Here is a 24,246-nt window from a genome sequence, read left to right as displayed (position 1 = left end):
CGACGTGGATGTCACTACCACTCCGGCGGGCCATCGAATTCGCATTGCCAGCAGACGAACTCGGACTTGCCAGGCTCGACGTTCTGTTCGGTGCCGCATCGTGGGCGATGAATCCGCTTCCACCCGCGCGGGGGTCGCGCCCGACCAGGTACCACCAGCGCTACAACGATCCCGATCACTCCGGACACCACCGCGAGCACGAAGTAGCCGACACTATTGTTGCCCTTGGCAGCCACGATCGCAGCGGCCAGCGCGCCGCACACCACTGCAAACCCCACGAGACCGATCAGGAACAGGCTCGAAACGTTCTCCATGGCCAGCCCCCTTCCTTGTCAGACCCGCCCGGCGAGGCGGCGACGCCAGGCACCAGCGATCACACCGACGTTCTCGCATGGCAACCGAGCGCTGCAGCCTTTGCGGCAACCCGATGAACACCGGTCGAGCCGCCACGCGCAAAAGGAACGAACATGTTCCCGACTTCGCGCCCGGTCCAAGCGACTGCCTAGGGGCAGCGGACGGTGTAGTCCCACTTGGTGCCGCTCGGGCCGGTGACCCGGACCGTGACCGACGTCGCTGCGCCGGCCGGGACCGCGACGACCGTCGAACCGGTGCCCTGGTTGATCTGGTCGCCTACATAGCCGGTGTCGTGAATCTGGGCGCCTTGATAGAACACTTGGATACGATCAGGGACGTCGTAGGTCTCATAGACCAGAACGAATCTGGTCGGGCCTGCGGTGCCGAGCTGATGAATGGTCGTGGTGACGCCCTCGCCGCCGGACTTGGTCGAGTTGTTGCACTGCTGCGTCGCCGCTGATCCGCTACCGAACAAATCACCCAAGACGCCACTTCCGCCGTCGAGGATGCCGCTGCCCGTGTCGATGACGCCATCGAGCACTCCACTACCGGTATCGATCACCGCGCTGCCGGAATCACCGCTGCCGGTGTCGGCTAGCGACACGCCCGGCACCGCGCTGAGCGACAACGCCAACGTCGCAAGGCCCACCGTCGCCCACGCGGTCTTCGAATTCATCGTCGTACGCACAGTCTGTTCCTCCGCTACTTCGGCATTCTCTTCATCAGGCAAGGTCGTGCAAACTGACTCGAAAACCGTATGACGTGCTCAGACAAGGGTGTATCGGTCGAACAGGGGACACCGGAGTCGATCGACGTACCCAACGCCCACAACGGCCCAGGTCCCATGGTCCCGCCCAATTCGTGAGCACCGGGTCGTCGTCGGAAACGCCGCCTGTGCAGCTGGTGTGGCAGCGCTGCCCGTGATCGGACATCGGACCTATTCGACGCGTTCGGACACACAGGCAGGCTGCGGCAACCCAACCGACAGGCACTACCGAGCCGGGATCGTCATGGCCCTCACGGTCGAATGGCTGAAGGTACTGCGAGACATGACCTAGTGCGGTTGCTCTATGACCCGGTCGCCTCGGCAGCTGGGTGACGGATTCCTGTCTGGAACTGTCCGTTGTTCGGCGGACATAGCCGGGCGTGGGTGTCATCTATCCTCGGCACATGCAACTGGGCGGTGGATCGGCGTGCGGACGTCGTCTCTGGGCCGGCGCGGTGGTCATTGTGGTCATTGCGGGGACTCTGGCGTGCAGCGGAGAGCAAATCGAGGGCGGCGGCGCAGTCTTGCCTGGGTCGACGACTCCGGCGCCGCAGCCGAGCGGCAATCTCGTCGAAGACGGCTGTGACCGATACTTGGTCGACCCGTCCGTAGAGCAATTCATCTCCGACCTCGCCCGTTCTATATCCGCACTTGGCGCAGCGACTGGCGCCGATGCGTCGGCGTCGGCGCGCGCCATGTTCACGACGGTCGAGCGAGAATTTGGGCGTTTGCCGACCGGGGCCGCCGTGCAGTACACCTCATGGGTCTGTCAGCACATTCCGTCAGAAGATTGGATGCGTGCCAACGGCGTCGACATCGATCAACATCGCAAAGCACTCGAAGGCAGCCGCGGCAGCACACTGCATTCGGGGCTCGCAGCATGCAAGTCTCGGCAGTCAGGGGCGACTTGGACGGTAGGAAATGTAGCGGCCACCCAGGACGAGATCGAAGCCGAGCTGCGCGCCACGCTGTGTCCACAGTGAAGAGATGCCCTTCGTAGGTGAGTCGATGCACTGCGAACGCGAAGGTAGGAGGCGCGCGGCGGTGAGCGAGATCGCCGACAGATCATCCACAACCGGCCTCCTGGTGCTGTCGCCGACCTAACCCCAGCAGGTGTCGCCTCAGCTCAGCGATCGGAGTGCTGGTCGAGAGGGCCGCTCCCGACCCTCCGAACACCGCTGCAAGGCCCTTCCCCCATGCCTAATCAAGGATCCACTTTGAGACCACGTATCTTGCTCTCCGCCATAGCAATTGCTGCTACCAGCATGGTCAGCTGCTCAACGTCAGACGATGTCAGGAGCGGAACAACCACGATGCCCACCAGCACACCGCTGGCCACATCGACATCGGCGGCATCGGCGCCCACTCATGGTCTGCTCTTTGCCCAATACGTCAGCAACCCGAATGCCTTGGTGATCCAGATCGTGGACCCCAGCACCGGACAGCGGAGTCCGGTCGCCCGCTTTCCCGGCGCGTCACTGCTCGGCGGTTTGCATCAGCCAGGGCTGGACAGCGAGCTCGAGTTCCGCACGCTCGTGTCGCCCGACCTGACGCGAGTCCTCGCCAACAGGAAGATCAACGGAGACCTCCATGCGGGCTGGCTGGATCGCGATGGAAATTTCACCGATGTCACCGCCGGTGTGCAGGGTTCCAAGAACGACTTCAGCGGCCCGGTCACGGGAATAGGTCACGGATTCGACGGCCAAGGGCGGTTTCACTACTCGCACCGTCTCGGGGAGGAAACCAAGATTCTCATGTTGGAACCAGGAGAGGTCAGTGGCGGCCGAGTGGTGTACACGGTGGGGTCGACTGGGTTGATCCCCCGACCGCTGTTCACCGCGGACGGCGAGCTCTCCTTCACCTCCGATGACGCATGCGCGGCCGTCGACGCGCAGACGTGGGTCGGCCGGAACTACGCCTACGCAAAAGGCGCGCAGGTCGTGCGCTCAACCGCTGCGGAACCTCGGTCGATCGGATTCTGCGGCACGATGCTCGAGCTGCTGCCGAAAACGAACACCGCCAAGGTCTTCAATCCCGTGACGAGCCCCGATGGTCGAAGAGTCGCGTTCATGTATCGCAACGCCGACAACAGCTTTTCCCTCTACACGGTAGGAGTCGACGGGGGAACACCGGAGAAGCTGGCAGCCATGCCGGCGCAGGGGGTGCTGGTCGGTTGGCGGTGAACGAGGTGGCGAGGCCATTGGGGGAACTCGCCGGGTTACCCCGGAGATTCAAGCACCCGGCGCGGCGGCGGCGCTGGTCGGCCCCGGTTTCTCCCAGTTGACCAGCGTGTTCGCCCATCTAGGGACAGGGTCCCCGACATGTCGGTAGATGGTGCTCAATGTCGGTAGATGTCGCTCAATTCGTGCTGCAAAGCGTGCACACATGAACTCGATTCATGGGGTCTGACCAGCGGGTTCGGCGGTTCTCCCTGGTCAGCTCACTAGCAAACGTACGGCAACGGCCCGGCGGGTGAATCCCGTCGGGCCGTCGTTTGCTTGTCCGGGGTGCTGCGCCGCGCCCGGCGGGGCGGTCGGTCAGGCCGTGACGCCGAGCCGTGAGGCCAGCGCGCGCGACTCCCGCTCGTTGAGTCGTCCGCCGTTGGTGACCAGTTCGGCCGCCAGCGACCGCGCCAACGGGTGGCACCTCATCGACTCCTCGCTAACGGCCGTGCCGGTGCGCAGCGCGCCGAGCGTGCCGAGCCAGTCGCGCTGTTGGGCGTACGCGCGGGACAGCTCCAGCCACAACCGCGACCGGCGGTCGACCGACGGCACCGCGTCGGGGTCGACGACGCTCGCCGCGTCGAGCGCGCTCCCCGACTTGCGCAAGTCCACCTGTACCGACACCGCGCTGATTTCGGTGTTCGCGATTCCGAACAGCGTCCACGGGTGCGCCGATCCGGCGGGCAGAGCGCGCGCCATCCCCATGGCCTGATCTATCCCGCGCAGCGCGTCACCCTCCCGGCCGATCCGGGCGGCGGTAATCGCGCCGTGCAACTGGCAGGCACCCCAGAGCGCTTGTGCATCCTGGTCGCCGTCTAGGTGCGGTTCGAGTAGCGCGACGGCGTCGGACGCGAGCCGGTAGGCGTCTTCCTCGCGGCCTGTCGAGCGCCAGACGTTGCCGAGCACCCACGACGCGGACGCGAGCGTCACGGGGTCGTCGGCGATCTCGGCGGCCGACATGCAGCGGTCGGCGGCGAGCCACAACAGCGGGGCGTCGGCGACCCACGCAAGGACTTGTTCGGACAGTGCGTAGGCACCCGACAGGGCAGCGGCGGCGGCGCGGCGTTCCTGTCCGTCGAGGGTGCGCAGCGCGCGGCGGCCGTCACGGATGAGTTCGGGCAGCATCGCGCCCGCGTCGGCACGCGGGGTCGCCGATGTGTGCCACAGACGCCAAGCGCGTTCGACCCGCGCGGCGAGCTCGACAGTGTCGATCGGCGACGGCGACGGCGTGAGGTCGACACCCTCGATCGCCTCGCGGATGGCAGGGACGACAGGGTGCCCGGCCCGACGGGAGATGCCGACGAGCAACTCATGCTCCCCGGTGATCTCGGTCAGGTCCCGCACGCCGAGCGCCTGCCCGATCTTGAGCAGCATTTCAAGCCCCGGCGGGTGCTGTAGGCGGCCCTTCTCGACGTCGCGTAGCCAATCCTCGGACCGGCCGACGAGACCGGCGACGACGGCGCGGGTCCGGCCGGTGCGCGTGCGGATGTTCTGGATGCGCTCGCCTATGGCGCGGGCGGCGAGTTCGTCAGGAGTCGGCATAGCGGCCTGCCTTCTTCGCGGGATGGGACCGCCTCGCGGATACCCCCGGCCCGTCGGCCGGGGGCGATGTCCTCCGCGAAGAGGTCACCCCAGGATAGGGCCGCTGGTGTGGTCTCACCAGGGAGTCAGGTAGGGGGAATCCCCCTACCTCGCACGGTGGTTGATGGCTACCGGTTCGCCCGGTGCTCGGCGCGCAGGATTCACACAGCCCCACCGCCGGGGTATACCGGGCGCCGATGCTCGGCACATCGGGCGTAGTGAGCTACGCGGACGATGGCGAAAGCTCTCCGGCGGTGGGCGCATTCGCCACGCAGAGCACCGCCAGGAGGGGACCGTGTCACTACCCCAGCGCACGCCGCACACGAAACGACCGCACCCGGTGCCGAGCGCGCCGCCGACCGTCATTCGGCGACTGTTGGAAGCGCTCGAACGGTGGGAACCGAAGCGGCGCGCGTCATGAGCAGCGCGATACAACCCCGGCTCGACGCGCTCACCAAGCGGGCCGCGCGCCGGTCGCTGTCGATCCGGCGAGCACCCGAACCGCCGTACGGGTGGGAGTTGTGCAGCCCGTTCCGCGTGGTCGTCACCGGGACGTTGGACAACGTCGCCGATTGGCTCACGGCGGCCGAAGCGCGCGACGGTCGACCCGCCCCGCTCAACGGCGCGGGCGTGAGGGCCGACGGGTGATCGCGCTCGGGTGGGTGGTCGCGGTCGGCCTGCCGCTCGTCGTCCTGGTCGCGGCGATCTGGTGGCCGCAGCGCATACCGCCGGAACGCACCGTCGAGCACATCCGCGAGCGCGTCGAGGCGGAACGTCGACGAGATGCCAACCGGCGCGGCCGACGTCGACCCGACTACTACTGACCACCAAACGTGAACGGCGGCAAGTCATTCCGATGGCGGGGAGCAATTCCACGGGGTCCGTTGCTCGCTAGTGGTGGAGGCATAGGGACCGCAACCGGTTCGGTCTGCCCGTCCCAGGTGAGAAACAGCGACGCCGGGGGATTGCTCGTCATGAACCGAACGGCGTCCCCGGCGGCGACGGTGACGTTCTCGGGGAGCGCGTGCCGCCGCGCGGGCGTCCGGGAGCTATCAGCGGTAACCCCTGTCGCCTCCCGCGTGCCCACATTGCGCAGGTAGTACGTCCCGCTCGGCGTGCTCTCGATTTGCCACGCAACCGCCGGGGGCTCGGACAACTCCAGTGCCCGCGCCGCGATCCGGTTCGACTCCTCGGCCGCGTCCGCCGAGCGCTGCGCCTCCCCAGCGGCCTTGTCGGCGGACTCGGCCGACTTCTCGCCAGCGGTCGCGGCCCGCTCGGCCGCCGCTAGTGCCTTCTTCGCCGTCTCGGCCTGACTACGGGCGTACTTCAACGCCCACGCAGAAACGCAGGCGCTCCCGAACGCCAACACGGCGGCGACGGTGGCGATGATGTCGGACGTATCCACGCCGCAGAGCATAGAGACCGGCCCCGACCCGGTCCCGCTAGGCGTGGAACCCGAAGCGGGGCCGACGATCCGACAACGTCACCTCATGACGGCCGGGGTAGTAGTCGGCGAGTTCGTAGGTCCCGCCGGTGAGGTCGGCGGCCCCGGTGGCGTCGCCGTCCTCCCCGTCGCGGCTGTCACGGCCGATCGCGAGCACCTCGCGGCCGAACACCCGCACGACGATCACGCCCCGGCCCCGAACCGCGCTCGCCGGTAGGCGCGGTACGCGCACGCCTGCCGCCACCCCTCCCACCCGAGCGACGCGGCCTCGGCCCGCTCGTCGTCTGTAACCGGCCGCCGGTGCGGGTCGTAGTGGGCGCGCCATCCCGTTGCGACACCGGCCCGTTCGCGGTCGATGGCCGCGACCGCGACCCGCGCCGTCGGGTCCGACCCGCTGGTACCGGGCCGGCGGCTCACGCGCTCACCGCCGACGCCATCCCCGCCGCGTACCGCTCGCGTAGCCGGTTCGGTCGCGGGTCCGGGGGTTTGGGTAGCCCTGCCCGCCGACGGCGGGCCTGTTCCGCGCGGCAGGTTCGGCAGAACTCGCGGCCGTCGCTCGCGACGTAGACGCGGTCGGGGTGTTGCCGGTGTCCGTTGGCGCACACCCCGACTCGGGCGGCGCGAAGTTCGGGAGTCGGGTCCGGGTCGGTGAACTGCCACCCCGACCGGAACACGACGCGCCGCGTCCAGTCGGCTCGGCGGCCGTGCACGGTCTCGTTCATCTGGCGGGTAAAGAGTTCCTCGGCGAGCACGTCGGCCGGTACTCGCTTGCCGGGGTAGTGCGCTTGCCAGAGCAGGGCGCGCAGGCACCGCACGCACTCCCACCCGATCGGCTCGCATCGCTTGCCCGCGAACCGTGTCTTGATCGTCGTTGTGCGCGGGGTCAATTCGTGGCCGCGTGCGCACCGCTTCGGTACGAACAGACGGGCGGGGCCGTCGGCCTCGGCCGGGACGGTGCGGCGGTCGTCGTCGTTCACCGGCCCGCCTCCCACGCCACCAAGGACGACCAGCGCCACGCGCGAGGCGCGACCCCGGCCGGGGAGGTCAGCCCGTTGTCGGCGAGCCACCCGATATAGGCGTCGTGGTGGCGCTGGCTCGCGACTTGCTCGCGCCAGTGCGCGAACGGCGGGGGCAATGTCGCCGAGTCCGGCGGCGCGGGGTGCCGGGTGAACGGGTTGGCCTGCCAATCCCCGCCGTAGGCCGCGTCCCGCTCGTCGTCGGTGCGCGGGGTGGTGGGGACGTCGGCGAGCCAGCGCCGGAACGCCGACGGCCGCAGGCGCTTCGGGACGTCGGCGAACGTGAGCGCGCCGGGGCGGCGCGCGGCGGTGTTCGCGGGGCCGGTGACCGGTGCGAGCCGTGCCATTACCGCGCCACCTTGCCCCGGCCGCGCCGCTGCGCCGCCGCCGCGTTGCGACCGCTGTTCGGCGAACCGTCCCCGCTGGTACCGCCGTAGACCCCGCGCGGTCCGGGTTGTCCGCCGTGCAGCATCCCGCCACCGCCAACGGCCTCGCGTATCCGGCGGTCGATCAACACCGTCAGGCGCGCGAGCGATAGCCGCTGTTGGCGGATTTCCACGCTCGCCGGGTTCACCTTGGGGGTACCGGCCGCCGTCAACAGCATGACGCCGTTCGCGTCCAGGTTGGCCTGTAGCTCGTCGATCAGGTCGAGTGTCTCGGCGGCCTGCGTAATCAGTACCTCGTCGTCGGGGTCCAGGAGAACGCCCGCCTCGGCCGCCTTGTCGGCGTAGAACTTTGCCAGCTCGCCGCCGCCGGTGGTCCGGCCCCGCTTCCTCGTGTTCGCCATGTCCGTGCTCGCTCTTCTCGCTATTTACCCCTACCGGGTTCGGGTATGTCTCCAGGATCGCACGCCGTGTCAAAAGTGCCCGGTGGTCGCCGGGGCGGTGGTGGTCGGCGACGGACCCGCCGGGGTGCGCGACCCGCTCGCGGCGGCCCCCGCTCGCGGCGGCGAGGTGGTGGCGCTTGCCGGGGTGCGGCCGGTGGTGGGTGCTGCGCGGCCCTGGTGTCGACGGTGCGGCCGTGGGCACGTTCCTCGGTCGCCGGGGTGCCCGGTGCGAGTTGTGGCCGTCGGTGGCGTCTGGCGCGACCCGCTGGCGGGCGGTGCCCTGTTCGCGGTTGTCGGACGCGGCGAACTCCCCACGGCGCGAGGCGGTCCCGGCGCGGCCGGGGAGTGGCGGGAGACGAAGCCGCGGGGCATAAAACCGCAGGTCAGAGGCTATTTTGGCTGGATATTCCATGCGATACGACCGAGGGCCGTCCCGGCCGGCAGTACGCGGCTGCGCCCCTGTCGAGCATACCGGGGGACCTCCCACCCCTACCCCTTCCGGCCCGTCTCGGCGGTGCCCGGTCGGCCCTCGTCTGGTGTGCCGTGGTGACCCCTGGTCGCCTCGCTGGCGCGCGTCCGTCGTCCGGTCTCGCCGCTGTTCGTCCCGCTCCCGCTGGTGACTCTCCGGCGCGCACAGCGGCCCGACCACCTCGCCGACGTCGACCATCCCGCCGACTCGGACGCCATCGACACGACGACTACCACCCGGCCACCCACCCGCGACCCGCTCGGGGTCGGTCCCGGCTCACCGATCGGGCAAAAACGTAACCATTTGTAACCACTTTGTAGAACAGTTTGTAACCACTATCTCCGCAGGTAGTAAGTGGTTCTTCTACGTTTCTACGTTTTCTACACAGTGAAAGTCCATATACAACTCATCTCCGGCCCGGTCGCATAGGTCCCCCACTGCCGTAGGGGACCGCTGGCTATCACACGTAGAAAGCGTAGAAACGTAGAAAAAAGTGGTCTGACCTGCGCTTATTGTGGTTACAAAGGTGGTTACGTCGTTGCCACGTTTGTGGCAATGCTGGCGTTTGTGCAGGTCAGACGTGGTTACGTTTGCCCGTGGTGGTTACATTCCTGCCCGGACCCCTGCCCACCGCGACCCCTCCCGCCGAGCCACCGCCGCGCCGACCGACTCCCGCCAGTGGGACCCCTACCCCTGTCCGGCCACCGTGGACACGGGCCCGTGAGCGGACCCCTACCCCGTCCCGGTGCTCGCGCCAGTGGTGCGCAGTCTCACGCCACCTCTCGGCCGCCCGTCGACTCGCCCCCGGTACCCCGCGCGCTGCGGGACAATCGACCTCCCCGGCGCGAGCGCGCCGAGACCACCGACACCGGAGTGACAGCGATGCGCGAACCGTTGAAACGCCTACCCGCGACCATGTGTCAGCTCGACGGGTGCCCGTACCCCCAGCACTCCAGTACGGTGCTCGGCGTCCCGCTGTGCCAGCAGCACCAACAGATGTACAAGAAGCGCCAGACGCTCGGCGACCCGCTCAATCTCGGTTCGGTCGAATGCAAGTACTCGCGGGACGGGTACCCGCTCACGTAGCCGGGTCCCGTGCTCGGACAGCAGAACACCCCGGCCCGTAGCGGGTCCGGGGTGCTCGTCGGCTACGCCTACGCCTACGGCTACGCCTACGGCTCGGGCTCGGGGCCAGTGGGCGGGGCTTGCCGGATGGTCAGGGCGTAGCGCAGCGCGGCCGTAATCGCGGGTAGGTTGCCCGCCGCGAGCGCGCGCCGCCGGTATTCGGTCGCGCGCTTGCGCGTCTCCTCGGCGGTCTCCTCGAATCCTGCCCGCTCCAACTGGTCGGCCTCGGCGTCGAGGCGGTCGGCGGCGTTTCGCAGCGGATCACAGACACCCTTGCGCCACAAGGAACCGGCGACGTGGACAAGGTCGACGGCAGCCCAGCGGTGGCCGGTCCACACCGCGAATTCGTGGCGCTGCGGGACGCCGACGACGCGCCCGCCGTAGCTCGCTAGGAATATCTCGGCGGTGTCGTTCTTGCCGCTGCCGTACCGGGTCGCGTCGATCGGCACGGCGTCGGCCGCCAGGTTCCGCAATTCGGTGGGAGTGGCGTGTTCGGTGGTGAACATCTGGGAGGCGGTCATTTGGTGGTTGTCTCTCTCTTGAGCCCGGCGGGGCCCATCCGGCCGCCGGGGTGTCGGTCGTGTTCTAGGCGCGCGGGTCTGTGCGCCAGCGGACGCCCGCATATACGCGGGCCGTCCTCCATTTCCCTGTTGGTTGCTTGATCTTGGCGACGGTGTCGGCGGGGCCGTAGGCGTCGCGCATCGCCGACAGGAACTCGCCTCGGGTGATCCGCTCGGTGCCGTTCATCCGCTCGGCGTCCTGCCAGCGCGCGAACATCTCCCAGGCGTCCGCCGAGCCCACGCGCGACCCTGGCGCGAGGTCCCCGGCCCTCACCAGACACTCGGCACACCACTTCTGGAACGGGGAGGTGTCCGCGAACGCCTCGGCGGTGGCCGCGCCGATCGCGGGGTGTAGGTCGGACAGGCCGCGCCGTGCGTGATCGGCGTAGCCGTTGATCAACATGCGCAGCATGTGCGATCGGTCGGCATTGGTGACGGGATAGCCCTGTAGCGGGCCGTCGAGGTGTTGAACGTCGAACGGCAGGACCAACAGCCGCTTTTTCACCGCCTGGTCGGCGTCGCGGATGGTCGGCATGGCGTTCGTCGCCATGATCGGCGCGAACGCCGGAACCTTGGTCACGACGTCGTTCGAGTACAGCCGCCGGACGCTGATCTGGTCGAGCCCGCCGGTAAGCCGCTTCACGACGTCGGCGTGTAGGTGGTCACGGCGCGAGGACTCGGACAGGGTGACCAGTCGCCAGTCCAGCGCGTTCGCCAGTTCCGGCGAGGCGTTGTCGTGGGTCGGTGCCCGGAACACCGCAGACGACACGGTGCCCGCGTATTCGCCGAGCGAGGCGGCGAGTAGGTCCAGTGTGGTGCTCTTGCCGGTGGACGGTGCGCCGCGCAGGACGATCAACTTGCCGAGCGGGTTACCGACGGACAGCGCCGCCGCGCCGAGCACCCGGAACACGTCGGCCCGTAGAACCTCGTCGGGCAGGAATAGCGCAAGGAACTTGTCTACGTAGGGGCCGTGCGCGTCAGGCTCGAACTCGAAACCGATAGAGCGAGAGACGAAGTCGGCTCGCCGAGCGGGTCGGACAAGGTCGGCGGCGTCGCTGGTTTCGGTGTAGCGTGCCGGGTCGACCACAGCGGGACCCGCTCCCAACAGCGGCGAGTTGTCCCACCTCGTCGAGGGTTGTTGGTAGCCGTCTACGTTCCGGGCCTGCGCGAGCCCGTCGCGGTATTGGCGTCGGTTCTGGGATGCGTCGGCCCGCTTGCGGCGCTCGGCGGCACACCGCCGGGCGTCCTTCGCGGCGGCCTGATCTCCGGCGCGTTCGAGTTCATCGGCCCGCCGGTCCCATACCAGCGCGGCCCGTTCGAGCGGCTCGGCGACCCCTGCCCGCCAAATCTCGGTGGTGACACCGTCCTGTTCGTAGGTGACCCACCGCTCACCGTTCCAGTAGCGGAAGGCCGCGCGGTCGGTGAGTACGACCATGCGGCCGTCGTAGGACGACAGGAACATTTCGGCGTTGCCGCTGTCGCTTTGCGAGAACTGCTCGGCGTCTACCTCCATGGTGCCGCTGTCGAGCGCGCGCCGTAGCTGCGCCAGTACGGCGCGGGTGTCCTGGTGGGCGTCCTGGTCGCGGTAGCTCGCGCGGGTCGCGAGCACCAATGCACCGGCGGCGAGTTCGTCCCGGACTTGCGCGACCTCTCCGGCGATCACGCGGAACACCTCGCCGTCGACATCGTCCGACCGGCGTCCGGTGACCTCCCCGCGGAATGCGGTTTCGACGGCGTCGAGCGCGGTCCCGAGTCCGGCGCGGCCCTCAACCGCGAGGCGCACAACATGTTTCGTCGCCGACAGCAAGCCGTCGTGCCCGTTGCCGGACATCTGGGCGGCGAGGCGCTCGGGGTCGGTGAACCGTGCCAGTTCCGGCGACATCTCGTCGGCGTAGCCGGGAACGTTCTCGGCGAGCCACCCGCGCGGGTCACTGTCGAGCTCGCGCGGGGTCGACCGGTCCGGGGTGGCCGCGCCTCGGGTGAGGTGGGCGACCCACGCGGCGGGGAGCACCGGCAGGGCCGAGACCTTCGGGACGCCGTGCAGCACAGCACCGTTCGGCCCGAACCACTGATAGGTCCCGCCGTCGACCCGCGAAGGCCAGACGGCCGCGTAGCGGTGGGTCCGCTGAATGACGTCGATACCGTCCCCCGCTTTTCCCTTCCACCGACGGCCGGTCGGCACGCGGTAGAAGCGGATGCCCGACGGGTTGTCGGCACCCCGGCGAGTGGAGCGGTAGGTGTCGGGGAGCGGGCCGAGCCGGGCGACCAGGGCGGCGAGGTTGTCCGCGCCCCGCTTGTCGCCGTACTGGTCGACGTCGATACCGATCACGTCGCCGCCGAGCCGTAGACCGATATTCGTGTCGGCGTCCTCGTCGAACAGCGCCAGCGCGGTGTCCGGGTCGACGTCCGGCACGTGGCCGGTGGTCCCGTCGGGCGGTGGGAACTTCTTCCCAGCGGGGAGCGGGAAGGGGCTCCAGCCGTTGTCGGCGTAGGTCTCGGCGACCTCGCGACTGGTAAGCTCAGGGCTGAAAGTCGTCATTGGCGGGCGGCCTTTCTCGGTGGCCCCGACCGCTCCTCTCCCGGTAGCGGTCGGGGCCTTCTTCTGTGACGCGGACATGTCGTCTCGTTTCTCTGCGCGGGGGTCGGGTGCCGGGCTCGGGTGCCTCGCTGCTGCGGTGGGCGGCCTTGGATGGGACGTCGACCCGTCGCGGGTGGCGACCCGCTCAGTTCCGCAGGAATCGGCCGAACCCGCGTCCGGCCGTGGGGCTGTCGGCCTCGCGCTGCGCCGCGTCGCTCGGTCCGGCCGGTGCGTCACCGGAGATGTGCTTGCCGAACCCGTTCGGGTTCGTCTGCTCGCCCTGGTGCGAGCCGTCGGCGGTGAGCCGCCGCGTACTCGGCGGGGTGTCCTCGGTCCGGCCCTCCCCGGTGTCGCGCCGGGGCCTCGGGGTGCCGCGCTCGGTGCCCGCCGGGTCGAGCACCTGACCGTCACGGTCGTACTCCGCCGTCCCGGCGGCGATGGCCTCGCGGATACGCGCGCGCCGCTGCGCGGCGTCCTCGCTGCGGTGGGTGGTCTTGTGGTCGTCGGTGAGATACCGATCGAAACCGTTGCCTGACATGTCGTCTCCGTTCTCGGAGCGGGGCGCGCCCGTGAGCGCGCCCCGCTGGGGACCCACACCAGGGGCCAACCGCGAAGTAGGAACCCCTGGTGTGGGAGCTGGGGGTGTCAGACGAGCGCCTCGGGGTGCTCGCCGTCGTTGATCTCGGCGACGTACCAGGACAGGACCCCGGCCGCGTCGTCGGTGTCTCGGGTGTGGTGGTCGGCGAACTGGTTGCGCCAGACCTCGCCGCCGACCGCGATACCGGCCGAGCCGTTGCGGAAGCGGTCGATCCGGTCCGTCCCCGGCAGGGCCTCGAAACCGTCGCGGGTCGCGCGCTCCAGCCACACCCGCGAGCGCTGGCACGCCATCCACCGATCCGCCAGCGCGGCCCGCTCCAGCCATTCGGCCGACTTGTTCGCCGACATGGCGGCCTCGGCGGTGCCGATGCCGTCGAGGGCCTGCGCGAGCCGGACCGCGTCGGCGAGTACGGCGGCGATCTCGTCGGCGACGGCCGCGCGCATCTCGTCGGCGATCTCGGCGAACCGCTGTCCCAGCTCCCCGGCGTGCATTCTGTCCAGGGTCGCCAGCGCCACCCGTGCCACGGCGGCCCGTCCGCTGCGTTCCTGCGCGTCGACGACGCGGGACAGCAAGTCGTCCGCGACCCGCTCCTTACGCGCGGCCTGGTCGAGCGCGGCGGCCAGCACCATGTCCACGGTGGTGGTGTCCTCGGTGACGGCGTTGTTCAAGCTGTCCCGGACCTTGGAGAAGGCCAGCCGGACCCGCTCGCCTTCTTCCCGCCACCGCTCGCGCGCGGCGGGGACCTCCAGGGCGGCCGTGAGGTTGGTCTTGCTGCGGTGCGTACGGCCGTCGGTGTACGCGGCATCGTTGCGGCGCGGTCCGGCCGGTGCGGTGTAGTCGTAATCGATGATGTCGGGGTTCATTTCGTCCTCGATTCGGGTGGTGGTGTTGTTGGTCAGCGGCGGGTCTGTGCCGTGTGCTTGACGGCGAGTAGGGCCGTGAGTGGCCCGGCGATGCGGTCGCCGTCCGGGGTCTGGAACTCGAAACCGGTACTCGGTACCCCGGCGACCGCGCCGCCACCGACGGCGAGGTAGTCGCCGTCCAGGTACTCGTAAGAGTCGGTGCCGAAAGACTTTTCGGCGACGTCGTGCCAGCCGTCGGCCAGTAGTACGGCGGTGACGTCGTTCATCTGGATTGCAAGGCTCACTGTGTCCTCGTTTCGGTGGTGTGGGTGAATTCGGTGGTAGTCCGGTGCTCCGGGCAGGCGCACGGGACCGGGGTCGGATAGCCCGCGACGGCGAGCCGGTGCGCGGCGGCCTGCGCTCGCCGGTGGCGCGTACCGGCGGGGTGGCCGGTCACCCGAAAGCGGTTCGGGTGCGGTGCCGTTCGGCGGTCGCGGTCGGCGCGATCGCCCACCACGCGGCCGGAAGCACGTCCCGCCGGGCGATGTCGGCGGCTAGCCACTCGGCGACCTCGCGGCGGCGCTCCAGCTCGCGCCGGTAGTGCTTGTGCAGGCGTTCGCGCTCGCGGTCGTGTAGCCCGACGGCCTCGGACAACTCGCGGGCGATGCGCCGCGAGCGCGACCATGCCGACCGCCGGTCGCGGCGCTGGAGACGGCCGACGAGCAGGGCGGACAGCTCGCCGGGTCGCGGCGGGCGCGGGAGCGGGTCGGACTCGATGACGTGCCACATCACCGGCCCCCGATCACCAAGGCCAGGGCGGCGAGGTTGCACGCGACGGCGACACAACCCCACAGAGCGGGGTGAGATGGCGCGAGCATCGCCAAGGGCGCGGCTCGGCGGGTCGGGGCGGGCGGGGTGTTTCTCGGTTCGGACATTCGATAGGACCTTTCAAAAGTTGTTGAGCACCAACGGCACTCGCGCTCTTGTGGTCCTTGGATGGGGGTACTACGCGCTGGCGTCCGCAACCGCGTCGGTGCGGTCGAACGTGTTTCGGGACTCGTATTCGAGAATGTCGGCCCAGCGGTACCGAACCCGACGGCCGATCTTGAGGAACTTCGGCCCGGTGCCGCTGTAGCGCTGGTGCGCGAGGCTGTCCAGCGGCACGGACCACCGAGCGGAAAGTTCATCGGGGGTGGCGTATTCGTTGGTCGTCGCGACCGGCACTCGGCCTGCGCGGTGCTTGGTGGTCACTGTCGTGTCTCCCGGTTCGTTGGTTCTCGGTGTCGATGGATGCCAGGAGACCAGCCGATCGGTGGGGTTGTCCAGCACGAACCGCGACACAAGTCGCTTGTGTCGTTGAGCCGTGTTGCACAGTGCCGCAACGATTTTCAGTAAACCGTGACGCGCAACGTTGACACCGGTTCGCCGACACGCGGCGGTGTTGCTCGGTCCTACGTCGAGTCGTCGCGCGGCTACCGCGAGCCCGACCCGCCGGGGGTAGCGTCGCGCCCGGCCGGTGACGTGAGGCAGGTCACGCCGTGCGGCTATTTCGCTCGGCGATCGGGAATATCGCGCGTATAGTCTGCAAGATGGGTACAAGACGGGTCGAGCTAGGGCCGACCGGCGAGACGGTGCGGGAGAACCTCGCGCGCATACGGAAGGGCCAGGGCCTCACGCTGCGCGCGCTGGCGGACAGGCTCGCGGGAACCGACCGGCCGTTGAACCATTCCATGATCAGCGAGATAGAGCGGGGCGCGCGCCGTGCCGACGTCGACGACCTCGCGACGCTCGCGTTCGGGCTCGGGGTGAACCCGAACGCGCTACTGATGCCGCATACCGACACCGGCGTGACCGATGTTCAGGTCACCGCCGCAGGCACGGCCCCGGCGGCGTCGGTGTGGGAGTGGCTCCAGGGCGTCTACCCGCTCGGGACGCCCGCGTGGTGGTCGTCGCCGACGGCGGTAGCCGAGTTCCAACTACGGGCGCGGCCCGGATGGTCATTCGGCGACCGGGACGGCCCGGACTTGCTTGCGCTCGCCGACGACGCGACCCGCGCTCGGGGGAAGGGAAGCGCCGCCGACACCTCATGAACACAAGGGTGACCCCCGCCGGAATCTCGTAGCGCCAACTGCGAGCGACGGGGGCCACAGCGCCACCACCAACACCCCATCCAAGGAAGAAAGCAGCAGCAATGAACAAGCCTAACGGGGCCGACGATGCCTAGGCCGAAGACCACCGCCGGGACATACGGCGAGATCACCGCGAAGTCCAGCGACACCCGCCCCGCGTCGAGCAAGTGGCGCGCCTGGTGCCGGTACGGCGACGCCGACGGCGAAACCCGCCTTGTGCAGGCGTACGGCCGCACCAAACCGGCAGCCGTCGACCGGCTGAAAAAGAAGCTTGTCGGCCGGAAGCGGGTCGGCCCGCTCGGGGAGACGATCACGCCAGACACCACGGTCGGCGAACTGGTGTTGATGTGGTTCGAGCGGTACAAGACCACCAAGGGCTCCCGTCCGCAGACCGTCGGGCAGTACTACGCCCAGATTCACCCGGCCGAGAAAGGCTCGGCGGACAAGGTGACCATCCTCGGGTCACCGCTCGGTAAGCAGAAGATCGGCCGGGTGCGCGCGTCGATGGCAGAGAACTACCTGAATCAGTTGCCAGCGGGGACCATTCGACGCTGGCACAAGACCATCCTCACGGGCGCGTTCGACATGGCCGTGTTGGACGACGCGCTGGAGGTGAACCCGTTCGACCGCACGACGCCGAGCACCCGAAGCGCACCCCGGCCGCGCGCGTTCACCGTCGAGCAGTACGCGCAGTATCGCCAACTCGAAACCGACTACTTCGCGCGTCCTCGGTGCCGGACCGATCGCCGCTTTCTGGACGTGACCCAACTGACCTACGAACTCGCGGGGCGACTCGGCGAGGCGCTCGCGGTGCGGTGGGAAGACATCGACTATGACGCGGGAACGGTCGAGATCACCGGGACGATCGTCGACAAGGACGACACCGGCAAGAAGAAGGTCCGTCGCCAGGACTACCCGAAGACCGACGAGTCTGCCGGGGTGGTCAAGGTGTCGGCGGCCTGCCTGTCGATCCTGCGCAAGCGCAAGCTAGCGGCCCGGCCGGACGCGGTGCTGGTGTTCGAGACCCGCCACGGCGGGCCGATCAACCCCGACGACATCCGGGGTGTCTACCGGAAGATTGTCGCCGGGACCGAACTCGACTGGTCGACCCCGAAGACCTTGCGGAAGACCGCCGTCACCCGCGTCTACGACGCTCACGGGCTCGGCGCGGCCCAGGAGATGGCGCGGCACAAGCCGGGCAGCAAAGTCACGCAGACGCACTACATCGACCGGGACGGGACCGTGGTCGACTACTCCGAAGCGCTGTAGTGGGCCGGGGTTGTACGCTTCAATTCGTGCTATATCTGTGCTGGACACCCCAAAACGTCCGGCCCGAACCGGTCTCCCTATGCAGGTGAGACGCGATATCGGGCCGGACGTCGGGGGTAACTCACCGGGTTGCGGTGTCGCCCGGCGAGCCGACGCGCGCGGGTCGGGGGCCCTGAGATCGCACTGATCGTCATTAGCGGCGGGTGACCCGCCGTAGCCTCCACCAGCTGAGTGCGGATCTCGTCGAGGCTCAGGGAGAGTTCCACGTGACCTCGGAATCCGCCATGCTCTATGGTGCGCCATCGACGAGCAGATCAGGATCATTTGGCACGATCCAGAACCGATCATCATGCGGGCCGGCCGTCCGGTAGGCACCCGCAGGCCCCACGCCCGCTCTCGGTGTTCGGAAGGCGACGGTCTCCGAACGCTGATCAACTGGGCAGACCGACCTCATCAGGGTCTTGTCGGAGCGGATTCCATCGAAGATCGGTTGTGCATACACGGTCATTGACCGAATGATCTGACGCCATGACGAACAGCCCGCCCTTCAGGGGCAACTGTGTTCGCATGGCGATGCTCTTCGTGTTCTGGATCGGCGCACAATCCGCTGAGGGAGGCGGCGATGATGTTTCGACACTGTCGACGGTAGCCGGTCCGAGCAGGTCATCGGCGTTCCTCGAACAAGCGTGACTGAGGCCACCGACGCCGCACCTCCGACCGCAGACCTATCGGCACGAGCAGAAACTGCAGACAGCATTCGCTTGGTCGATTGGTCAGTTTCAAACCCTGGCTACAAGATCCCTTCGAGCCCGAGTTCCTTCGACATCGCCAGCGGCCTGGGCGCGGCAGCAGGTGCGGGATCTGCCAATGCGGGCCCGCCAGCCGGGTCTGCTCGAGCAGTGTGCGGCGCTGGCTGTAGGGCAGCTCGATCAAGGAACGGCCCCCGATCTGGAGCAGGTCGAAAATCATGTACGTCGCCGGCGTGGACGCGGCCAGCTCACCGATCACGGCGGGGTTGCGTTGATGCATCCGCGGGGCCAGCGCCTTGAACGACGACTTGCCCGCATGCTCGATCACGATCTCCCCGTCGACCACGAACCCCGGCTCTGCCGGCGCCAACCCTGCCAGTTCCGGCCATGCGACGGTGATGTCGTTGCCGTTGCGCGACTCCAACCGCACCGGTGAATCGACATAAGGTCAGGGCCGCGGATGCCGTCGAATTTCACCTCATAGGCCCAGCGGTCCTCATCGACGGGCGCCGTGCCCGCGGTCGCCAGCATCGGCGCATACCTTCCCAGCCCACTCACCTGCTTCTGGCCATCGCCGCGCCCTTTCCCAACCACAGCCAGCAAACATCCAGCGTGATCCTGTCCGCGGTTTCCGCTAGGGCCGACGCACTCCCTTCCCCCAGTCAGGAGATCCCATGAGCACCTCCCCCGCACCCGTCATCGACACCGGCCACGACCCTGGCGTCCTGGAGTCGATCTCGCGCAGCGACTACACCCACCGTGAGCACCTCGGCCTGGCCGGACCGACCACCGCGCTGGAAGGCAACCCGGTGCTCGAACGCTGGAGCGCCGAGTTCCCGCACTGGCGCGCCAAGTACTGGACCTACCGCCCCGACCCCGATACCGGCGCGCTGCTGCTGTTCCCGCTCAACGTCCGCCGCCGCACCCACACCCGCTGACCCCCGTCCGACACTCGTCAGGAAGGACTCCCCCATGCCCCCCGCGACCCTCGAAGCCGACACCAACATCAGCGATGACATCGCAGTGCTCGCCCCACTGCCGGCCGAAGCCGAGGCCCGGCTCATGGACCCCGCCGAGTTGATCATCGGTCACAACGTGCGCCCCGAGGATCAGATCGACCTCGACGCCTACCCGCAGCAGGTCGACTCGATCCGCCGCCTCGGCGTGGTGGATCCGATCCTGGCCGAACGCGGCCCCGACGGACAGGTGGTCGTGGTCGACGGCCAGGTCCGGGCCCTGATCGCCCGCCACCTCGGTCTCACGCGGGTCCCGGTCTACATCCGCCCGGTCGAGCTGGACCTGGATCATCCCGAACGCCAGATCACCCGCACGATCGACCAGATCAACCTCAACGACCGCCGCATCGAGCTCACCAACTCCGCCCGCGCCGCCGGAGTCGCCTACATGCTCGACCTCGGCGCCACCGTCACCCGCATCGCCCAGGACCTGCAAGCCGACACCTCCAGCATCCGTCGAGCTGCCACCATCGCCCGCTCCACCACCGCCGCCACCCTGCTCGACGACCGATCCTGGAGCCTGGATCAACTCGAGGTCCTCGCCGGCTACGAACACCTCGGCGACACCGACGCCGTCCAGCGCCTGTCGGAGAGCCGCTGGAACTTCGACTACCGCGCCCGGCTCATCGCCGCCGACCGCCAGCAGCGCCGCGACCGCCTCACCGCCACCCTCCCCTACGCCGCAGCCGGGCACCCGATCCTGACCGTCGACTCCCTCGACCTCGACCCCGAGGTGTACGTGGCGGTCGACGACCTCGTCGACGCCGACGGAGAGCCGGTCAGCTGGGAACAGATCGAGGCCGACCCCGCCCGCTGGCCGGTCGCGCTCGATCTTGTCGAGGATGTCGAGCTCTATGACCCCGACACCGGTCTGGGCGTCGATCCCGACAGCGTCGACTTCGACGCCACCACCGCGCTCGATGAACCCCGTGACGGACTGCGCAGCTTTCAGGGCTTGGCCTACCGCGACGCCTGGATCCCCGGCTACCAGCTGCGCACCGACCAGCTCGATGCCCTCGGCCTGCAGCGCCGAGTCCACGCCACCGCAACCGTCGGCGAGGGTACCGGTGCGGTGAGCGACGCGGCCCACGGCGCGGCCGCCCAGGCCGCCGCAGTGGAGCAGGCGCGCACCGAACGACGGCGAGTGATCGAGCTGAACAAGCGAGGCGCCGCGGCCAAGGAACGGCGCGTCGAGTTCCTACGCCGCGTCCTCGCACTGCGCACTCCGCCGCCCGGTGCCGCGGAGTTCGTAGCCTGGTCCCTCGCCCACGACGCCACCCTGCTCAGCGGAACCCGCGCACGCTCACTGGCCCAGGACCTGCTCGGCGCCGACACCCGCACCGCCCTGACCGACAAAGCCGACAATGCAGCGGGTGGGCGAGCGCACGTGATCACCCTCGGGCTGGTACTGGCCGCGCACGAGTCCTCGATCGAGAAGGACCTCTGGCGCAACCACCACCCCTACGCCACAGCACGGCCCCGCTACCTGCGACTGCTCGCCCAGATCGGGCAACACCTGCACCGCCGACAGCGCAACAGCGACCAGACCGAGCCGTTCACGCTCGTCGACGTCGAACTCGCCGCCACCGGCGACCTCGACTACACACTCATCCCCCTCGACCCCCATGCACCAATCCCCGCCATCCAGTCGACCGAGGACCCGTCACGGGTCGCCGAGCCCACCGAGCACGGAGCGGTCAGGCAGGACAGCGAAGAGTCGGGCGAACTCGCTGACGCGGCCTGAGACCAAATCATCAGGAGGGCCACCTATTTGGCGGTCCGGATCGAAGGGGACGAACCGGACCGCCTCTCCGCCGTAGCCCGCGAAATCGAGAACGCCACTGTGACGCTGCACTGGACGGTCGGTTCGACCTTTCCGACTCTCGAAAGCCGGACCGACAACGAGCTCTGATGGAATCCGGCCACGGAGACCACCAGGGGACTTGCGGATCTAGCGGCAGCGGGATGCCCACCGACGACAGACAGCCACCCGCCCCACCCAGCATGGGCGGTTTCCCCACCGACAGCTGACCGCACATCGGCCGGCCCCGTGCCCATCATCCGTGCTTCGACCCCCCAGAGGATGCTCATGGCAGGCGATACCAGCGTGACAATCATCGGCAATCTCACCGCCGACCCCGAGCTCAGATTCACCCCGGCCGGCGATGCGGTCGCGAACTTCACCGTCGCGTCCACGCCGCGTTCCTTCGACCGCAGAACCAACGAGTGGAAAGACGGCGAGGCACTGTTCCTGCGGTGCAGTCTCTGGCGCGAGGCCGCGGAGAACATCGCCGAGTCACTGCCCCGGGGCGCGCGCGTGATCGTCAGCGGCCGTTTGAAACAGCGCACCTACCAGACCCGCGACGGCGACAAACGCACCGTTGTCGAACTCGACGTCGACGAAGTCGGACCGTCGCTGCGCTACGCCACCGCCACTGTCACACGCACCAACCGCCGCACCGGCACCGACAGCGGATTCGGTCGACCTACCACGAACCCCGCCGCCGGAGCACCTACCGCGCACGGCAACAACACCGACCCGTGGAACACGCAAGCAGCCCACGCAGACACCGACGACGCCGACCCTTGGGCAGCGCCTGCCACCACCGGAGCCGGCACCAGCGGAATCAGCGGCGAACCACCCTTCTAGCGGCCACCGGAGTCTGCGGCTCCGAGATACAGCGGTCCGGTGCTGGCCATGCCGTTCCCACAGGCAGGAAGCCCGCGGCTGGCGAGCCGGGCAGGCAGGTGGTGGGTCGGGGCACCGTGCTGGGGCGGGCCCAGCCGCTCGAGGGCTACCAGGCCAGCGTGCGCCACGCCGTCAGGCCCGCGCCCGGCACGAACGAATTCCCCTCCCCACCCAGCCGAGTCCGCCGGTCTGGGGCAGGAATTCGTTCGCGCACGCTTTGGCGCGTTCCTGCCGTCGCGTCGCCCACTGACCTGGTCGGACGCCCTCGGCTGGGCCCACCCCAGCCCGGCACCCCTATGTCGCGAAGAGCGTGGCAGTCCCAGCCCGCTCACGGTGCCGAGCTTGCCTCACCATCGAAGTCAGGAGACCACTGTGTCCATCGACGTATCCGCATCCGCCGTCCCCAACACCACCTACACCCTCAAGCCGGGACTCGAACTCCACGAACTCGACATGACCGCCTCCGGCATCACCACCGACCCCGAGCCGATCCACGTCGGCGACGAACCCGCCAGTGAGCCGGCGACCGTCCCAGGCACACATGCATTCCTCGACGCGATCTCCGCCATCGAGGTCGAGTTCGCCCGTGACCGCCGCGCCGCGATCGCCAGGTTCCGGTCCGCGCTGGACCTGGCGACCGACGCCGACTGGGACGTGCTCGACTTCATGGTCGAGTGTTTCACCCTCTACCCGCGCGAGGCCGCCCTCACGCGGCTGCGAGCACGCTGGAGCCAGGGCGACGACCTCGAACGCGAGCGCCTGCTATGTCTGGTCCCCGACACCGACCCCGGCCTGCACTCGCACTCCGATGCCGCGTTGGCTCAGGTCCTGGAGAACCGGGCCCGCGCCAACCGCACCAGCGTCGCTGACGAGTTCGCCGCCCTGCACGCCCAACTCGACACCGCGGAGATGCCGCGTCAGTCCATCCGGGTGTGGCGCAACCCGCTGCCGCGCTTGTCCGCACCCGCCACACGCCGGGTCGATGCCTCCCGCCTGACACCCGAGCAGATCCGCGACCGCGCCGCCTCGCGGGGTAAACGCCGCCCGGCCGAGCACGAACCGCTGGTCGTGCGCGACTACGTCGCCGAGGCGCTCTATGTCGACACTGAAATCGACGACCGGGACCGGGTGAACCGGCGCATCGCCGAACTCCTCGACCGTGGTGTCCGCCTCACCGGTGCCACCACCGCCACTGCTGGCGGACGCCGAGCTGGCGCGGCGGCGGCGAAGTCTGCTGAGCTGATCGATGCGATCTGGGATCACGAGTACTGCGGTCATGTCGCCGCCGCTCACGATCACGACCGGGCCCTCGCCGGCGAACGGGTGCAGAACCCGGAGGACTCCCGAGTTTGGGCTGAGCGCCGCACCCGGCTCGGGTCCCGAGCCGACCGCCGCAATCAGTACCTGTTCCAGGGCAACGGGCTCGACGACTTCCGCACCGCCATGACCCCGACCCACGGCTGGCGGTGTGTGGTGTGCTTCATCGAACGCGCTGAAGCCGACCGGCGACCCGTCCACGTCCGCGACGGGCTGCTGCGTTCCGACGACGGACTGTGCGACCACTGCCGCGAAGACGACCGGCCAGGCCTGCCGACCCTGCCCGGCGGGTTCACCCCCACCGACCTCACGATCGCCTACTGCACCTACTGGGCCACCCACTACCGCGCCGCGGCGGTCGCGTTGATAGATGAAGTGCGTCGCCGCGCACCCGAGTGGATCGCCCGCGGGCTTGACCAGTTCCTCCGCGCCAACCAGGATCTGCCCGGTGCGCCCCGCTACGACGCGGACGGCAACTTCCTCCTCGACGAACCTGCCGGTGAACCCGCACCCGCGCGGCGCCCTGCGCGGCGAGGCGGACCAGCGGTCCCGGCCGGGCAACGGCGCGGACGTTGCGAAGCCTGCACCCGCTACGTCCCCGTCCACGACGATGGCTTCTGCACCCAGTGCCGAGTCCACCTCGGCCTCTACCAACCGAGCACACGGGCCAACCGGGCGGCGGCGGCCTGACTTTTC

General features: G+C 68.9%; 27 protein-coding genes. 11 read left to right on the top strand and 16 right to left on the bottom strand.

The annotated features are described in order from the left end of the window. Nucleotides 1–14: 14 nt before the first annotated feature. Together ON36_RS35330 and ON36_RS32300 are read right to left on the bottom strand one after the other, a co-directional pair. On the bottom strand, nt 15–314 hold the full coding sequence (locus ON36_RS35330; RefSeq protein ID WP_157225160.1) for a hypothetical protein: 300 nt from the start codon (nt 312–314) through the stop codon (nt 15–17). Nucleotides 315–502: 188 nt separating this feature from the next. Continuing rightward, the gene (locus ON36_RS32300; protein WP_052314629.1) at nt 503–1,030 is read right to left on the bottom strand and encodes a hypothetical protein; all 528 of its coding nucleotides are present in this window, start codon (nt 1,028–1,030) and stop codon (nt 503–505) included. A 494-nt stretch (nt 1,031–1,524) separates the two neighbouring features. Here ON36_RS32300 and ON36_RS35325 point away from each other — a divergent pair, with 494 nt between their 5' ends. Beyond that, nucleotides 1,525–2,103 (top strand): hypothetical protein, encoded by a 579-nt coding sequence (locus tag ON36_RS35325; RefSeq protein WP_157225159.1) that lies wholly within the window; start codon nt 1,525–1,527, stop codon nt 2,101–2,103. 330 nt (nt 2,104–2,433) lie between these two features. Continuing rightward, a complete protein-coding gene (locus tag ON36_RS32295; RefSeq protein ID WP_157225158.1) occupies nt 2,434–3,303 on the top strand; it encodes a TolB-like translocation protein in 870 nt (289 codons plus the stop codon). A gap of 354 nt (nt 3,304–3,657) precedes the next feature. On the opposite strand, the gene ON36_RS32290 is transcribed toward ON36_RS32295, so the two are convergent. Beyond that, nucleotides 3,658–4,884: a helix-turn-helix domain-containing protein gene (locus ON36_RS32290; RefSeq protein ID WP_043661831.1), complete on the bottom strand. Its 1,227-nt coding sequence runs from the start codon at nt 4,882–4,884 to the stop codon at nt 3,658–3,660. Nucleotides 4,885–5,340: 456 nt separating this feature from the next. On the opposite strand from ON36_RS32290, the gene ON36_RS32285 reads away from it, so the two are divergent. After that, nucleotides 5,341–5,571 (top strand): hypothetical protein, encoded by a 231-nt coding sequence (locus tag ON36_RS32285; protein ID WP_043661828.1) that lies wholly within the window; start codon nt 5,341–5,343, stop codon nt 5,569–5,571. Further along, nucleotides 5,568–5,747, top strand: a complete 180-nt coding sequence (locus ON36_RS32280; RefSeq protein ID WP_043661825.1) for a hypothetical protein — start codon at nt 5,568–5,570, stop codon at nt 5,745–5,747. Before ON36_RS32285 ends, ON36_RS32280 begins: the two co-directional genes overlap by 4 nt. On the opposite strand, the gene ON36_RS32275 is transcribed toward ON36_RS32280, so the two are convergent. From ON36_RS32275 to ON36_RS33250, 5 genes are all read right to left on the bottom strand, one after another. After that, nucleotides 5,741–6,328 (bottom strand): hypothetical protein, encoded by a 588-nt coding sequence (locus ON36_RS32275; RefSeq protein WP_157225157.1) that lies wholly within the window; start codon nt 6,326–6,328, stop codon nt 5,741–5,743. The genes ON36_RS32280 and ON36_RS32275 overlap by 7 nt on opposite strands. A 37-nt stretch (nt 6,329–6,365) precedes the next feature. Continuing rightward, entirely contained in the window at nt 6,366–6,554 is a 189-nt protein-coding gene (locus tag ON36_RS32270) for a hypothetical protein (RefSeq protein WP_043661818.1), read from the bottom strand. A 226-nt stretch (nt 6,555–6,780) separates the two neighbouring features. After that, entirely contained in the window at nt 6,781–7,383 is a 603-nt protein-coding gene (locus ON36_RS32260) for a hypothetical protein (RefSeq protein ID WP_157225156.1), read from the bottom strand. Then, on the bottom strand, nt 7,341–7,730 hold the full coding sequence (locus ON36_RS32255) for a hypothetical protein (RefSeq protein WP_043661808.1): 390 nt from the start codon (nt 7,728–7,730) through the stop codon (nt 7,341–7,343). The genes ON36_RS32260 and ON36_RS32255 overlap by 43 nt, the downstream gene beginning before the upstream one ends. Next, on the bottom strand, nt 7,730–8,170 hold the full coding sequence (locus tag ON36_RS33250) for a hypothetical protein (protein ID WP_052314628.1): 441 nt from the start codon (nt 8,168–8,170) through the stop codon (nt 7,730–7,732). Before ON36_RS33250 ends, ON36_RS32255 begins: the two co-directional genes overlap by 1 nt. A 1,390-nt stretch (nt 8,171–9,560) precedes the next feature. Here ON36_RS33250 and ON36_RS35320 point away from each other — a divergent pair. After that, the gene (locus tag ON36_RS35320) at nt 9,561–9,764 is read left to right on the top strand and encodes a hypothetical protein (RefSeq protein ID WP_157225155.1); all 204 of its coding nucleotides are present in this window, start codon (nt 9,561–9,563) and stop codon (nt 9,762–9,764) included. Nucleotides 9,765–9,850: 86 nt separating this feature from the next. Here the strand turns inward: ON36_RS35320 and ON36_RS32245 are convergent, their stop codons facing one another. From ON36_RS32245 to ON36_RS32215, 7 genes are all read right to left on the bottom strand, one after another. Further along, nucleotides 9,851–10,309 carry a hypothetical protein gene (locus tag ON36_RS32245; RefSeq protein WP_157225154.1) on the bottom strand — a complete coding sequence of 153 codons (459 nt, stop codon included), beginning with the start codon at nt 10,307–10,309 and terminating at the stop codon, nt 9,851–9,853. A gap of 79 nt (nt 10,310–10,388) precedes the next feature. Continuing rightward, complete coding sequence (locus ON36_RS32240) at nt 10,389–12,980, bottom strand: bifunctional DNA primase/polymerase (RefSeq protein ID WP_083885608.1); 2,592 nt, start codon at nt 12,978–12,980, stop codon at nt 10,389–10,391. Between the two features lie 106 nt (nt 12,981–13,086). Further along, nucleotides 13,087–13,479, bottom strand: a complete 393-nt coding sequence (locus tag ON36_RS32235) for a hypothetical protein (RefSeq protein ID WP_043661800.1) — start codon at nt 13,477–13,479, stop codon at nt 13,087–13,089. A 107-nt stretch (nt 13,480–13,586) separates the two neighbouring features. Beyond that, nucleotides 13,587–14,402: a hypothetical protein gene (locus tag ON36_RS32230; RefSeq protein WP_043661796.1), complete on the bottom strand. Its 816-nt coding sequence runs from the start codon at nt 14,400–14,402 to the stop codon at nt 13,587–13,589. A gap of 32 nt (nt 14,403–14,434) precedes the next feature. Then, nucleotides 14,435–14,686: a hypothetical protein gene (locus ON36_RS32225; RefSeq protein ID WP_157225153.1), complete on the bottom strand. Its 252-nt coding sequence runs from the start codon at nt 14,684–14,686 to the stop codon at nt 14,435–14,437. A 148-nt stretch (nt 14,687–14,834) separates the two neighbouring features. After that, nucleotides 14,835–15,173, bottom strand: coding sequence for a hypothetical protein (locus ON36_RS33245; protein ID WP_157225152.1), 339 nt, complete (start codon nt 15,171–15,173; stop codon nt 14,835–14,837). Nucleotides 15,174–15,386: 213 nt separating this feature from the next. Next, nucleotides 15,387–15,632, bottom strand: a complete 246-nt coding sequence (locus ON36_RS32215; protein ID WP_052314626.1) for a hypothetical protein — start codon at nt 15,630–15,632, stop codon at nt 15,387–15,389. A gap of 338 nt (nt 15,633–15,970) precedes the next feature. On the opposite strand from ON36_RS32215, the gene ON36_RS32210 reads away from it, so the two are divergent. Further along, nucleotides 15,971–16,471 carry a helix-turn-helix domain-containing protein gene (locus ON36_RS32210; RefSeq protein WP_157225151.1) on the top strand — a complete coding sequence of 167 codons (501 nt, stop codon included), beginning with the start codon at nt 15,971–15,973 and terminating at the stop codon, nt 16,469–16,471. Nucleotides 16,472–16,597: 126 nt separating this feature from the next. Next, nucleotides 16,598–17,779: a site-specific integrase gene (locus ON36_RS32205; protein ID WP_043661787.1), complete on the top strand. Its 1,182-nt coding sequence runs from the start codon at nt 16,598–16,600 to the stop codon at nt 17,777–17,779. A gap of 663 nt (nt 17,780–18,442) precedes the next feature. Here the strand turns inward: ON36_RS32205 and ON36_RS33240 are convergent. Then, entirely contained in the window at nt 18,443–18,958 is a 516-nt protein-coding gene (locus tag ON36_RS33240; RefSeq protein ID WP_052314624.1) for an ATP-dependent DNA ligase, read from the bottom strand. A gap of 244 nt (nt 18,959–19,202) precedes the next feature. Between ON36_RS33240 and ON36_RS32195 the strand changes: the two genes are divergently transcribed. The 4 genes from ON36_RS32195 (at nt 19,203) to ON36_RS32180 (ending at nt 24,240) form a co-directional block, all read left to right on the top strand. Further along, nucleotides 19,203–19,466, top strand: a complete 264-nt coding sequence (locus ON36_RS32195; RefSeq protein ID WP_043661784.1) for a hypothetical protein — start codon at nt 19,203–19,205, stop codon at nt 19,464–19,466. 34 nt (nt 19,467–19,500) lie between these two features. Further along, complete coding sequence (locus tag ON36_RS32190; RefSeq protein ID WP_043661782.1) at nt 19,501–21,288, top strand: ParB N-terminal domain-containing protein; 1,788 nt, start codon at nt 19,501–19,503, stop codon at nt 21,286–21,288. 345 nt (nt 21,289–21,633) lie between these two features. Next, nucleotides 21,634–22,194, top strand: coding sequence for a single-stranded DNA-binding protein (locus tag ON36_RS32185; protein WP_043661903.1), 561 nt, complete (start codon nt 21,634–21,636; stop codon nt 22,192–22,194). 411 nt (nt 22,195–22,605) lie between these two features. Next, nucleotides 22,606–24,240: a hypothetical protein gene (locus ON36_RS32180; RefSeq protein WP_043661779.1), complete on the top strand. Its 1,635-nt coding sequence runs from the start codon at nt 22,606–22,608 to the stop codon at nt 24,238–24,240. Nucleotides 24,241–24,246: the final 6 nt, after the last annotated feature.

Origin of the sequence: Nocardia thailandica NBRC 100428 (genome assembly GCF_000308795.1) — a bacterium.
GTDB lineage: Bacteria > Actinomycetota > Actinomycetes > Mycobacteriales > Mycobacteriaceae > Nocardia > Nocardia thailandica.
Note: the sequence above shows the minus strand (reverse complement) of the source record. Positions and strands in the feature narration are given on the sequence as shown.

Bases quoted from the DNA above. Each gene is read 5' to 3' on its own strand.
- ON36_RS35330 (WP_157225160.1), bottom strand. From the start codon at position 314: ATGGAGAACGTTTCGAGCCTGTTCCTGATCGGTCTCGTGGGGTTTGCA.
- ON36_RS32300 (WP_052314629.1), bottom strand. From the start codon at position 1,030: ATGAATTCGAAGACCGCGTGGGCGACGGTGGGCCTTGCGACGTTGGCG.
- ON36_RS35325 (WP_157225159.1), top strand. From the start codon at position 1,525: ATGCAACTGGGCGGTGGATCGGCGTGCGGACGTCGTCTCTGGGCCGGC.
- ON36_RS32295 (WP_157225158.1), top strand. From the start codon at position 2,434: ATGCCCACCAGCACACCGCTGGCCACATCGACATCGGCGGCATCGGCG.
- ON36_RS32290 (WP_043661831.1), bottom strand. From the start codon at position 4,884: ATGCCGACTCCTGACGAACTCGCCGCCCGCGCCATAGGCGAGCGCATC.
- ON36_RS32285 (WP_043661828.1), top strand. From the start codon at position 5,341: ATGAGCAGCGCGATACAACCCCGGCTCGACGCGCTCACCAAGCGGGCC.
- ON36_RS32255 (WP_043661808.1), bottom strand. From the start codon at position 7,730: ATGGCACGGCTCGCACCGGTCACCGGCCCCGCGAACACCGCCGCGCGC.
- ON36_RS33250 (WP_052314628.1), bottom strand. From the start codon at position 8,170: ATGGCGAACACGAGGAAGCGGGGCCGGACCACCGGCGGCGGCGAGCTG.
- ON36_RS35320 (WP_157225155.1), top strand. From the start codon at position 9,561: ATGCGCGAACCGTTGAAACGCCTACCCGCGACCATGTGTCAGCTCGAC.
- ON36_RS32245 (WP_157225154.1), bottom strand. From the start codon at position 10,309: ATGTTCACCACCGAACACGCCACTCCCACCGAATTGCGGAACCTGGCG.
- ON36_RS32240 (WP_083885608.1), bottom strand. From the start codon at position 12,980: ATGTCCGCGTCACAGAAGAAGGCCCCGACCGCTACCGGGAGAGGAGCG.
- ON36_RS32235 (WP_043661800.1), bottom strand. From the start codon at position 13,479: ATGTCAGGCAACGGTTTCGATCGGTATCTCACCGACGACCACAAGACC.
- ON36_RS32230 (WP_043661796.1), bottom strand. From the start codon at position 14,402: ATGAACCCCGACATCATCGATTACGACTACACCGCACCGGCCGGACCG.
- ON36_RS32210 (WP_157225151.1), top strand. From the start codon at position 15,971: ATGGGTACAAGACGGGTCGAGCTAGGGCCGACCGGCGAGACGGTGCGG.
- ON36_RS32205 (WP_043661787.1), top strand. From the start codon at position 16,598: ATGCCTAGGCCGAAGACCACCGCCGGGACATACGGCGAGATCACCGCG.
- ON36_RS32195 (WP_043661784.1), top strand. From the start codon at position 19,203: ATGAGCACCTCCCCCGCACCCGTCATCGACACCGGCCACGACCCTGGC.
- ON36_RS32190 (WP_043661782.1), top strand. From the start codon at position 19,501: ATGCCCCCCGCGACCCTCGAAGCCGACACCAACATCAGCGATGACATC.
- ON36_RS32185 (WP_043661903.1), top strand. From the start codon at position 21,634: ATGGCAGGCGATACCAGCGTGACAATCATCGGCAATCTCACCGCCGAC.